The 11,238-nt window shown below is 66.4% G+C and carries 11 protein-coding genes; 6 read left to right on the forward strand and 5 right to left on the reverse strand.

The window, feature by feature from the left end; translation table 11 throughout:
* Positions 1 to 75: 75 nt before the first annotated feature.
* Complete coding sequence (locus tag ADBZ6I_RS02680) at positions 76 to 1,566, reverse strand: M28 family metallopeptidase (RefSeq protein ID WP_526380595.1); 1,491 nt, start codon at positions 1,564 to 1,566, stop codon at positions 76 to 78.
* 104 nt (positions 1,567 to 1,670) lie between these two features.
* On the opposite strand from ADBZ6I_RS02680, the gene ADBZ6I_RS02685 reads away from it, so the two are divergent.
* Positions 1,671 to 2,054 carry a hypothetical protein gene (locus tag ADBZ6I_RS02685; protein ID WP_526380597.1) on the forward strand — a complete coding sequence of 128 codons (384 nt, stop codon included), beginning with the start codon at positions 1,671 to 1,673 and terminating at the stop codon, positions 2,052 to 2,054.
* Here ADBZ6I_RS02685 and ADBZ6I_RS02690 read toward each other — a convergent pair.
* The 3 genes from ADBZ6I_RS02690 to thiO form a co-directional block, all read right to left on the reverse strand.
* Positions 2,051 to 2,797 (reverse strand): thiazole synthase, encoded by a 747-nt coding sequence (locus ADBZ6I_RS02690; RefSeq protein WP_526380615.1) that lies wholly within the window; start codon positions 2,795 to 2,797, stop codon positions 2,051 to 2,053. The two genes, ADBZ6I_RS02685 and ADBZ6I_RS02690, sit on opposite strands and share 4 nt — an antisense overlap.
* Before the next feature lie 16 nt (positions 2,798 to 2,813).
* Positions 2,814 to 3,011, reverse strand: a complete 198-nt coding sequence (thiS, locus tag ADBZ6I_RS02695) for a sulfur carrier protein ThiS (RefSeq protein ID WP_526380599.1) — start codon at positions 3,009 to 3,011, stop codon at positions 2,814 to 2,816.
* 64 nt (positions 3,012 to 3,075) lie between these two features.
* On the reverse strand, positions 3,076 to 4,113 hold the full coding sequence (gene thiO / locus ADBZ6I_RS02700) for a glycine oxidase ThiO (RefSeq protein ID WP_526380601.1): 1,038 nt from the start codon (positions 4,111 to 4,113) through the stop codon (positions 3,076 to 3,078).
* 171 nt (positions 4,114 to 4,284) lie between these two features.
* Between thiO and thiE the strand changes: the two genes are divergently transcribed.
* On the forward strand, positions 4,285 to 4,926 hold the full coding sequence (thiE, locus tag ADBZ6I_RS02705; RefSeq protein WP_526380617.1) for a thiamine phosphate synthase: 642 nt from the start codon (positions 4,285 to 4,287) through the stop codon (positions 4,924 to 4,926).
* Here the strand turns inward: thiE and ADBZ6I_RS02710 are convergent.
* Entirely contained in the window at positions 4,904 to 5,482 is a 579-nt protein-coding gene (locus ADBZ6I_RS02710; protein WP_526380603.1) for an NUDIX hydrolase, read from the reverse strand. The genes thiE and ADBZ6I_RS02710 overlap by 23 nt on opposite strands.
* A gap of 150 nt (positions 5,483 to 5,632) precedes the next feature.
* Here ADBZ6I_RS02710 and glnX point away from each other — a divergent pair, with 150 nt between their 5' ends.
* The 4 genes from glnX to ADBZ6I_RS02730 all read left to right on the forward strand — a co-directional run.
* Positions 5,633 to 6,952: a protein kinase G-activating protein GlnX gene (glnX, locus tag ADBZ6I_RS02715; protein ID WP_526380605.1), complete on the forward strand. Its 1,320-nt coding sequence runs from the start codon at positions 5,633 to 5,635 to the stop codon at positions 6,950 to 6,952.
* 65 nt (positions 6,953 to 7,017) lie between these two features.
* Entirely contained in the window at positions 7,018 to 7,998 is a 981-nt protein-coding gene (locus ADBZ6I_RS02720) for a glutamate ABC transporter substrate-binding protein (RefSeq protein ID WP_526380607.1), read from the forward strand.
* The gene (locus ADBZ6I_RS02725; RefSeq protein ID WP_526380619.1) at positions 7,995 to 10,238 is read left to right on the forward strand and encodes a serine/threonine-protein kinase; all 2,244 of its coding nucleotides are present in this window, start codon (positions 7,995 to 7,997) and stop codon (positions 10,236 to 10,238) included. The genes ADBZ6I_RS02720 and ADBZ6I_RS02725 overlap by 4 nt, the downstream gene beginning before the upstream one ends.
* 326 nt (positions 10,239 to 10,564) lie before the next feature.
* On the forward strand, positions 10,565 to 11,238 hold a 674-nt coding region (locus ADBZ6I_RS02730), incomplete at its 3' end, for a hypothetical protein (protein WP_526380609.1).

The following is an 11,238-nucleotide window of genomic DNA, read 5'->3' on the forward strand; positions in this document are numbered from 1 at the left end:
GAGGGTGAATTGCTTGGCTACCGAACTAGCAACCGCGTCGGCGCTGAGTTGCTTCACGGAGTTGCCCCCTTTCCCTCATCGGTCTGAGATTTCGTGACGGGTGCGGTCCTCCCGGGCAGGAATTCCGTTGCGGCCGTCAAAGTCAGTGGCGTACACACCGACCGCCCACGCCACACCGCCTCCGTTGATGTCCAGGGCAGTGCGGTCGACGCGGTCGAGGGTGTCGGTGTCCTTGTGGTAGTTCGGGTCGAACGGCTTGTTGGAAGCACCGCCCCACAGCACAGCCTGCTGCGGGCTCTTCTCCTCCTCAGCGCCGGAGAACAGCCCGCCTGCGGGGATACCGGCCCTGGTGAATCCGTCGTAGTCCGACCGGCCGTCGAAGGAGGTGTCCTCGGCTGTCTTGCCGGCGGCCTTCAAGTAGTCGACGAAGGTGCGCTCGATACCGGCCGAACCCTCAGGGACCCGCGGCGGACTCTCGTCCGGGTCCAGGCCGGTCGACTGGTCGCCGTCGTAGGTGAAGTAACCGGGGTTCGGAGATCCCAGCATGTCGAAATTCAGATAGAGCGCAATGTCTTTGAGTTGTTCGAGGTTCAGCGAGGCTACGTATTTCTTGGAGCCGACGATCCCCACTTCCTCCGCGCCCCAGAAGCCGAAGCGGACAGCGTTGCGCACCGGGGGCTCGCTGCCGAGCTGCACCGCCGTCTCCAGCAAGGCGGCCACTCCGGAGCCGTTGTCGTTGATGCCGGGCCCCTCCGGGACGCTGTCGAGATGACCGCCCACCATCACCACGTTCCGCGGTGAACCGGTCTTGGTTTGGGCGATGACGTTGCGGGCGGAGAGCGCCGTGGTGGTGGCGTCCAGCTTGATGGTCGTGAGTCCGGGCGTCGAACGCAGTTTTGCCCCGTCGGTCTTGGACACGCTGACCACGGGGATTGCGGCGGCCGAGTTTTCGCCCAACGTTCCTCCCATGTTCACCTCGTCGTCATTGTTAGCGACTATCAGGGCCACCGCACCCAATTTCGCCACGATTGTCAGTTTCTCCGAAAACGGGCAGCTTCCCCGGTCGACCAGCACAACGGCACCTTTTACTGCCAACCCGTCGTAGTCCGACGGCGCGCAGCCCGGCGTCTCTTCGGCCGGCGCGGCGACCAGCGGGCCACGGATTCCGTCGGCCGGCGTGCCGCCGCTGTACTGCAGCACACCGGATTTGATGTCGGTGCCGCCGACCGTCAGGACCGGGTCACCGTGTTTGAAGACCTTGGTCTGAAACTCCGGGGTCTGCACATCGAAACCCTTGCCGCGCAGCACGTTCACCACGTAGTCGACACTGGCGTCGTAGCCGGGTGTGCCGACGGCCCGGGTGCCGCCGTGGTCGTTTGCGATGTCCTGCAGCTGGGCCAGATGGTCCATCATCGCCTCGGCGGTGACCCGCTTGCGCAACGCGGTGGCGAACTCCCTGGCGGCCTTGCCCGCGGGCATCGGCACCGCGTTCTCGGCGGGTCGGCTGCAGCCGAAAACGACGCTGACCAGTGCGGCGAGCGCGACGATCCGAGAACTTCGATTCACCCGGTCAGGCTAGACGTTGCGGCGTCTGCGCCGCGGGCTCGAGCACTCTGACCGGCGGTTTACGAACGAAGTCGTCGGCGTCCGGGCTCTGCTACGGTGCCGGAATGAGCGCAAGTAGTAAGTACATTCGCGGGCTTTCGTATACGGGTACGGTCGCTGGCCTGGCATGCATTGTCATTGCCACGGCAGGACCGGCGAATGCCGACGACTTGAACACCACCACCTGCTCGGAACCGCAGATAATGGCGTCGATACAGCGCAACGACCCCTTGGTCTGGGAGAAGATCAGTCGCGATCCCAAGCTGGAGCAGGAATTGCGGGTCGGGCTTGCAGTGGTCCTGGCCGCTCCTCCGGGCCAACGTCAGCGGCAAGTGAATTCGTTGGAACAGACCCTCGGCGCCCAGCAGTGGTCGAATGTCAGCGACGACATCATGAACTCTTCCGTGGGTCCGGTCGGCAGAGCCGTGAACAACTGCCACAGCAGCTAGCCCAGGCTGGGGCTGGAGGCCTGGCCCCAGAACCGCTTGGGAATCCGCCCGGCGTGGCGGGCCAGGTGGCCGGCCGTGACCGCCGCCGCCATCGCCGCTGCCATCGCCGGCGGATCGGCGGCGCGGGTCACTGCACTGGCCAGCAGCACGGCGTCACAACCCAATTCCATGGCCAGCGCGGCGTCACTGGCGGTCCCGATGCCCGCGTCGAGGATCACGGGCACACCGGCCCCGGCCACGATCATCTCAATGTTGTGCGGGTTGGAGATCCCCAAGCCCGTTCCGATGGGTGAGCCCAGCGGCATCACCGCCGCGCATCCGGTGTCCTCCAGCCGCCGAGCCAGCACCGGGTCGTCGTTCGTGTAGGGCAGCACCACGAAGCCGTCGTCGACAAGTTGCTCAGCGGCCCGGACCAGTTCGACCGCATCCGGCAGCAGGGTCCGCTCGTCGGCGATGACCTCCAACTTCACCCACTCGGTGCCCAGGGCCTCCCGGGCCAGCTGCGCAGTGAGAACCGCCTCCGCCGCACCGCGGCAGCTGGCGGTGTTGGGCAGCGGGGTGATCTTCAGCCGCGAGAGCAGTTCCAGCACCCCGGTGCCGCCCTCGGCGTCGACCCGGCGCATCGCCACGGTGGTCAGTTCGGTGCCCGAGGCCACCAGCGCCTGCTCCAGCACCGCCAGACTGGGCGCTCCGCCGGTGCCCAGAATCAGCCGGGAGCCGAAAACGCGACCGGCAATGCGCAGGGGTTCGGGGGCCGCGTCAGCCACCCTGTACCGCCGTCACCACTTCCAGCCGGGCATCCGGCGGAACCGGGTTGTCCCATTCCGAGCGCGGCAACACCGCCCAGTTCACCGCAACCGCCACCCCTTTGTCGGGGTAACCCAGGCGGTCCAGCAGGTCGACGACGGTGGTCTGCTCGTCGCACTGCACTTCGTCGTCGTTCACGATGACTTTCATGTTCCCGCGACTTTCATGTTCCCGCGACTTTCATGTTCCCGCGACTTTCATGTTCCCGCGACTTTCATGCTTGCACTCTTTCCCGGGCTCCCAGAAGTTCGCCGACGATCCGCTCGGCCGTCCACGGCGCGAGCAGGAAACCGGACCGACCGTGCCCGGCCGCGACGAGGGTGCGGTCGTCGAGTCGACCGACGAGCGGAATGTTGTCCGGTGTCATGGGCCGCAATCCGGCCGCGCACTCGGCGATCTCGTACTCACCCAGACAGGGCAACACGGCGCAGGCGTCATCCAGCAGATCACGGACACCGTTGACCGACGGGGCGGTATCGCGGCCGTGCTCGTACTGGGTGGCGCCCACCACGACGCCGTCGGCGCGCGGCACCAAGTAGACCGCACGCCCATGCACACGGGCCCGGATCACTCTGCGCGGCAGCGGCATACAGCCGCGCCGCCAGCGCAACCTCAGCACCTCACCCTTGACGGGCCGGACCGGCAGGCCGGGCCACAGCGCGGGTGCGTCGATGCCGTTGGCGATCACGACGGTGCCGGCGTCGCGGGCGTCGTCGAGCCGATCGACCGGGCCGGCCCACCGCACCCCCAGCCGCTCGCAGTGGTCCTCGACCGCCTCGACGAGCAGTCGGTTGTCGACGGCAAGTTCATCGAGCGCCCGAAAGCCGTGCCGAATACCCTGGGCCAGAAGGGGTTCCACATCACGGGCGGAGGTGGTCAGGGCCACCGGATGGCCCTGACCAGCCAGCCAGTCGGCCACCGTCCGCAGATCGCCGGCGTCAGCTCTGTCCACCGCGACCACCAGCGACTCACTCGCGGTCACGACCTCGGGGGGCAGTCCGTCTAGAAATCCGCCCGGACTGTCGTTGTGCCACAGCCGCAGTGACTCCAGGCCGATCGCCAGCAGCTGCTCCTCGCCGGGCCAGCCTTCGCTGTGCGGCGCCAGCATCCCGCCGGCCACCCACGATGCCCCGCGTTGGGTGGTGCGATGCACCCGGACCGCACACCCGGCCTGTGCTGCGCGACGGGCCACCGCCAGGCCGATCACGCCGCCACCGATGACCGCGAGGTCGGGCGCCGCCGGCTCAGCCATCAGGTACCTCTCGCTTCCTCCGCCGGCATGACCCGGATCAGGTGTGACGGTCTGGGCTGGTTCCCCCGCTGAACATCGAGCCCACTCTCAGTCCCCGTTCCCGGGACTCCCGTGTCGGATCTCCACGCTAGCCGCTACCGTCGCGGTGTGCACGAACCGCGCTCCCGGCTGATGTCCGCACGGCTGTACCTGTGCACCGACGCCCGCCGCGAGAGCGGCGACCTCGCTGAGTTCGCCGATGCGGTGCTGGGCGGTGGCGTCGACATCGTCCAGCTGCGCGACAAGGGCTCGCCCGGCGAGCAGCGGTTCGGCCCGCTGGAAGCCAGCGGTGAACTTGCCGCCCTGGAGATCATCGCCGACGCCGCCCGCCGGCACGGCGCGCTGGTTGCCGTCAACGACCGGGCCGATATCGCCCGTGCCGCAGGTGCCGATGTGCTGCATCTAGGGCAGGACGACCTGCCGCTGGAGGTGGCCCGGGCCATCGTCGGACCCGACACCCTGATCGGCCGCTCCACCCACGAGACCGGGGAAGCAGCGCGCGCGCTGATGGAGGATGTCGACTACTTCTGCGTCGGCCCGTGCTGGCCGACCCCGACCAAGCCGGGCCGGCCGGCGCCCGGGCTGGACCTGGTGCGGGCGGTGACGTCGATGAGGCCCGACAAGCCGTGGTTCGCCATCGGCGGCATCGACGAAAGCCGGCTCGACGAGGTGCTCGAGGCCGGCGCGCGCCGGATCGTCGTGGTGCGGGCGATCACCCACGCCGCGGATCCTGGCGCCGCGGCGACGCGTCTCAGCGAGGCGCTGGCGGACTGACCCCCGCCGGAGTACACCAGGCGAAGATCTCCTCGATCACGACGGTATGCGGCTGGTCCATTCGGCAGTCATGCGGTGGCACTGTCACGATGGTGCGCAACAGGTCCCAACTACTGGCGAACGCCGGATGCAGCGGCAGCTCTGCCACCTGATGCTCGGGCACCCAACGCAGTTCGGAGCTCTCCCCGTTCGGCACCGTCTCCAGGAGCTCGCCGGCATCGGCTACCACGGTGGTGTACGTCCACAGCGGCCCGTCCGGTCCGGGGACGGTCGCGGTGACGACGCTGACGTGAACCACGATTTTGTCCGCAGCCAGTCCGGCCTCCTCGTGGGCCTCCCGCACCGCGGCATCCCTGGGCTGTTCGTGGCTGTCCAGTGCCCCGCCCGGAAGAGCCCACGTTCCGCCCTGATGGCTCCACGGCGCTCGGTGCTGCAGCAGGACCGCCGGGGTCCCGTCATGCCAGGGTGCGCGCAGCAGCAGACCGGCCGCGCCGTGTACTCCCCAGTGATACGTGCCGGAATCCGATACCACCCAGCCGTCGCCGTCTCCGCGCACGGAATTCAGGATAGGCGCGTTCGGCGTTGGTTACCCGGGCCGGACCGAGCGGGCCGACACCGGTCTGGGCGATCACGAGCCAATACCCGGCTGGGCTCTTAGACTTTACTCAGGCAGGTTTGGCCGCTAAGGGAGCGAGGTCCACGTGAGGTGACCGTCGAGCTGGCGCATCCGTCGACCGAGCCGTTGGCACAACGGACGCCGACCGAGCCCGCTCACCCACGATGGTGGTTCGTCAACACCACGCCCGGGCGGATTCTCACCATCGGCGTCATCTTGGCCATGCTCGGGATTCTCAGTGCGTTCGCAATCTCCACGACGATCAACGAGCGCCAGCATCAGCTGACCGCCGTGCTCGACCACACCGAGCCGCTGGCCTTCGCGGCAGGCCAGCTCTACACCACACTGTCCGTGGCGGACGCCGCAGCGGCGACGGCCTTCATGGCCGGTTCTGAACCCCGGCCGGTGCGACAGCGTTACGAGCAGGCGATCACCGACGCCGCCGTGGCGGCCACCCGCGCCTCCAGCGGCCTGACCGACCCACCGCTGGTGGAACTGCTCGGCCGGATCAACGCCCAGCTCGCCGTCTATGCCGGTCTGATCGAGACAGCCCGCACCAACAACCGGATGGGCAACCCCGTCGGCTCGTCCTACCTTTGGGAGGCCTCGGGGCTGATGCAGGACAAGCTCCTTCCCGACGCCGAGCGACTGTACGAGGCGACCTCCGCCCGGGTGGACGCCGAAACGACGGCGTCGGCGTCGATTCCGGCCCCGGTCATCATCGTGGTCGCCGCCACCCTGGGTTTCGGCCTGTTCGCACACCGCTGGCTGGCCCGGCGCACCAAGCGCCGGGTGAACATCGGTCTGGTGGTGGGCGGGATGGCCATCTCGGTGATGATCGTGTGGGTGGGCACAGCGCTGGCGATCTCTACCGCGGGCAGCCGCGCCGCCAAGAACACCGCCGCCGATTCGCTGCGCACCGTCACCAGCCTCGCCATCACCGCCCAGCAGGCCCGAGCCGACGAAACCCTGTCGCTGATCCGGCGGGGCGACGAAGACCTCCGACAACGCTCGTATTATCAGCGCGTCGACGCCATGCGTAAGCAGCTTGCCGATTACTTGGCGCGCACGGACAACGTGGACACCAGCGGTCTGGCCAACGCCGACGAGCTGCTGGAACGCTGGCGGCAGGCCGGCGTCCGGATCAACGACTACATCACGGTGGGCAACTATCAGGCTGCCACCAGGGTGGCGCTGGGAACCGGCGACAACGACTCCACCGCGGCGTTCGAGAAACTCAATGACGCTCTGAATCAAGGCATTCAGGAAAGTCGCACGCAATTGCGGTCAGACATCATCTCGGCCCGGCGGGTGCTCTCGGGCACCACCGTCGGTGGGGCGGTGCTGTCGGTCGGCGCGGCGCTGGCCGTGGCGTTGGGCCTGTGGCCGAGGATGAGTGAGTACCGGTGATGAGCGCTTGCGCGAAGAACAATCAAACCGGCATGAGCGCTTGCGCGACGAACAATCAAATCGGCATGAGCGCTCGCGCGAGGATCAGGCGAGCTTTCATCGCCGCGGTGGCGGCCGCCACCCTCGCCGCGTGCTCGCAGCCGGTCGATCGCCCCGCCCCGCCGCCACCGACGATTGCGCCGCCGAGCCCCCCCGGCATGGAACAACTCCCGCTGCAAAAGGCCATGCCGCCGGACAATAGCCGTGATGACTGCGACCGCACTGCCAGCCTGCGACCCTTTCCCTCCAGAGCGCAGGCCGATGCCGCGGTCGCGACGATCCGGGACCGCAAACGACTACTGGTCGGCCTGGACGTAGGCAGCAACCTGTTCTCCTTCCGCGATCCGGTCTCCGGGGAGATCGCCGGGTTCGATGTGGATATCGCCGGCGAAATCGCCCGCGACATCTTCGGCACACCATCGGCCGTCGAGTACCGCATCCTGTCCTCGGCCGACCGGATCACCGCTTTACAGAACAACACCGTCGATATCGTGGTCAAGACCATGACGATGACGTGCGAGCGACGCAAGCAGGTCGCCTTCTCGACCGCGTATTTCGTTTCTTCACAACGCATTCTGGCTCCGCGGGAATCCGACATCGCAACACCGTCGGACCTCTCCGGCCGGCGGGTGTGTGTAGCGCGTGGCACCACTTCGTTGCGCCGCGTGCGGGAGATCGACCCGCCACCGACCATCATCACCGTGGTCAGCTGGGCGGATTGCCTGGTGGCGTTGCAGCAGAACGAAGTCGACGCCGTCAGCACCGACGACGCGATCCTGGCAGGGCTGGTGTCCCAGGATCCCTACCTGCATATCGTCGGACCGTCGATGGCTGAGGAGCCCTATGGCGTCGGAATCAACTTGACCAACACCGGCCTCGTGCGTTTCGTCAACGGCACGCTGGAACGGATTCGCACCGACGGCACCTGGAACACCCTGTACCGCAAATGGTTGACGGTGCTGGGCCCGGCGCCGACACCACCGCCACCGAGGTATTCGGACGCATGAGCACCGAGCAGCAGGACGTCGACGTCGGCACCCAGCCAGCCAGCATGGCCGATCTCGACATGGATTCGACCCAGAGCATGCGGGCGATGTCCACCCAGGCGGTATTCCGGCCTCGGTTCGATGACGACGCTGAGGTGTCGGTCCGGAGCGAGCCGATCGAGACCGAGGAGCCGACGGTCTCGCGGGGCATCTCCGGTACCCGCCGGCTCGGCGGCGGCCTGGTGGAGATACCGCGGGTGCCCGAGATCGACCCGCTCTCAGCGATGATGGTGAACCCTGTTGTCGCGGAATCCAAGCGGTTCTGCTGGAACTGCGGGCGGCCCGTCGGCCGTTCCACCGATGACCACCCCGGCGAATCAGAGGGGTTCTGTCCGCGTTGCCGTAGTGAGTTCTCGTTCCTGCCGCAGCTGAATCCCGGCGACATGGTCGCCGACCAGTACGAGATCAAGGGTTGCGTCGCCCACGGCGGCTTGGGCTGGGTGTACCTGGCCGTTGACCACAACGTCAACGAGCGGCCGGTGGTGCTCAAGGGTCTGGTGCACTCCGGCGACGCTGAGGCCCAGGCCATCGCGATGGCCGAACGTCAGTTCCTGGCGGAGGTGGTCCACCCATCGATCGTGAAGATCTTCAACTTCGTCGAGCACGCCGACTCCCGCGGCGAGCCGGTCGGTTACATCGTCATGGAGTACGTCGGCGGCAAGTCGCTCAAACCGGCGAAGGGGCAGCGACTCCCGGTTTCCGAGGCGATCGGCTACATCCTTGAGATCCTGCCCGCGCTGGGGTATCTGCACTCAATCGGACTGTGCTACAACGACCTCAAGCCAGAGAACATCATGGTGACCGAGGAGCAGCTCAAGCTGATCGACCTCGGCGCGGTGTCACCGATCAACTCCTTCGGCTACCTCTACGGAACGCCCGGCTACCAGGCTCCAGAGATTGTGCGTACCGGCCCCACCGTCGCCACCGACATCTACACCGTGGGCCGCACGCTCGCGGCGCTGACGTTGAACCTGCGGGCCCGCCACGGCCGCTACGTCGACGGCCTACCCGAGGACGACTCGGTGCTGAAGAAGTACGACTCCTTCGCACGGCTGCTGCGACGGGCCATCGACCCGGATCCGAGGCGGCGCTTCGCCAGCGCTGAGGAGATGAGCTCCCAGTTGCTCGGTGTGCTGCGCGAGGTGGTGGCGGCCGACACCGGTGTGCCGCGTCCCGGGCTGTCGACGGTATTCACCCGCACGCGTTCGACATTCGGCGTGGACTTGTTGGTGGCCCACACCGACGTCTATCTCGACGGGCTGGTGCATACCGAGAAACTGACCGCGCCGGAGATCGTGACCGCGCTGCCGGTGCCGCTCGTCGACCCCACCGACATCGCGGCGACCGTGCTCTCGGCGACAGTGCTATCCCAGCCCGTGCAGACCCTGGACTCGCTGCGCGCCGCCCGCCACGGCATCCTGGACTCCGAAGACGTCGACCTCTCCGATTCGGTGGAACTGCCACTGATGGAAGTCCGCGCGCTGCTGGATCTCGGCGACGTCGCCAAGGCCAACCGCAAGCTGGACGCTCTCGCCGAACGGGTGGGTTGGCGCTGGAGACTGGTGTGGTTCAAGGCGGTCTCCCAGCTTCTTACCAGTGACTACGACTCGGCGACAAAGCATTTCGCCGAAGTGCTGGACACGTTCCCCGGTGAGCTCGCCCCCAAGCTGGCGCTGGCGGCCACCGCCGAACTGGCCGCAACTTCCGGCGAACGACCGTTCTACGAGACGGTGTGGCATACCGACAACAACATCATCTCCGCGGGCTTCGGTCTGGCGCGCGCCCAATCCGTCGACGGCGACCGAGAGAGTGCGGTCACCACGCTGGACGAAGTCCCCATCGGGTCAAGGCATTTCACCACCGCACGGCTGACGAGCGCGGTGACCCTGCTGTCCGGGCGCTCGGCACACGAACTGAACGAAGCCCAGATCCGCGACGCTGCGCGCCGGGTGGAGGCCCTGCCCGACAGCGAGCCCCGGGTGCTTCAGATCCGGGCACTGGTGCTGGGCACTGCCATGGACTGGATCGCCGACAACACCGCAAGTCCGACACCCATCCTCGGGTTCCCGTTCACCGACCACGGCCTCCGCCTCGGAGTAGAGGCCTCCCTGCGCAGCCTCGCCCGGGTGGCCACCAGCCAGGCGCACCGCTACGCGCTGGTCGATCTGGCCAACGAGGTGCGTCCCGTCACGACGTTCTAGCGCGCCCCGCTACTGTGCGCTGACCTTTCCAGCACCCCCGTAAGAGCGCCGAAGTGTTCACCGGCGTCCCCCGCCCCGAAACCGTCGCGGCCGCATCCGCCGCCACCATCGACGAACCCAGAACTGCCAACTCAATTCATACCCGGCTTGTGGGTCACCGCCACTTCGGGACCAAATTCGATCTGCTCCAAAGCGGTGGTGCGATCTGGTGAACTACGACTTTGCCGAGGCCTTACACGGTCTACGCTTTGAACCAGCACAGACACGCCGCGACTGCGCGACCCCGATCTACCACTGCAGTGTTAGGAGACGGAAAATTGCCAGAATTGGTCGATACCCTGAATTCCGCGATTGCGTCGGACCCGCCGCAAGGAATTTTCTTCGGTGGCCAGGGCGTTGTTGTCCGGAACTTGGATGACAGACTGGTCAATGAAGCTAAATGCCGGGTTGTGCCCGGCACATTTTGGCACAACGATATTTGGCCTCCGAATCAAATCTATCCGGCAAACACCGACATCATGGCGGGTGATCAAAACGACAATTGGCTCACGCCAACGCTCGCTGTGGCGATTGGTCCAGAGCATTTTGATTGCCTTTTCAACACTCCAAATTTGCAAGACAAAAACTGGACCGACGGTGTCTGGTATGCCCACGACAGCAATAGTTGCGACAAGCGCGGCCTTTGGGTGCCGAACGATCATGGCTATGACGCTCCTTACGCGTGGATAGACGTAGACATTGTGTCGGGAAAAGTCACAGTCACGCGCACTTCCGAGAAGCTGGGTTCCGGTGGCTTCAATCCTGGCAATCCGACCTCGTCACCACCTTTCGGTGGTGGCGGTACCGGCGTGCATGTGGACAACAACTGGCGCGACATGGATGCAGGGCCTCAGGTAACCCAGAGTATCAGCCAAATTGACGGCAAAAGTGCTGATCCACCTCGTTCTCTCGTCGCAGACTACACATGCCAAATCGACTACTGGTTTTGGAATGCCAAGAC

The organism is Mycobacterium sp. (assembly GCF_044342925.1).
In the GTDB taxonomy this organism is placed as follows: domain Bacteria; phylum Actinomycetota; class Actinomycetes; order Mycobacteriales; family Mycobacteriaceae; genus Mycobacterium.

Bases quoted from the DNA above. Each gene is read 5' to 3' on its own strand.
- ADBZ6I_RS02685 (WP_526380597.1), top strand. From the start codon at position 1,671: ATGAGCGCAAGTAGTAAGTACATTCGCGGGCTTTCGTATACGGGTACG.
- thiS (WP_526380599.1), bottom strand. From the start codon at position 3,011: ATGAAAGTCATCGTGAACGACGACGAAGTGCAGTGCGACGAGCAGACC.
- thiO (WP_526380601.1), bottom strand. From the start codon at position 4,113: ATGGCTGAGCCGGCGGCGCCCGACCTCGCGGTCATCGGTGGCGGCGTG.
- thiE (WP_526380617.1), top strand. From the start codon at position 4,285: ATGTCCGCACGGCTGTACCTGTGCACCGACGCCCGCCGCGAGAGCGGC.
- ADBZ6I_RS02720 (WP_526380607.1), top strand. From the start codon at position 7,018: ATGAGCGCTCGCGCGAGGATCAGGCGAGCTTTCATCGCCGCGGTGGCG.
- ADBZ6I_RS02725 (WP_526380619.1), top strand. From the start codon at position 7,995: ATGAGCACCGAGCAGCAGGACGTCGACGTCGGCACCCAGCCAGCCAGC.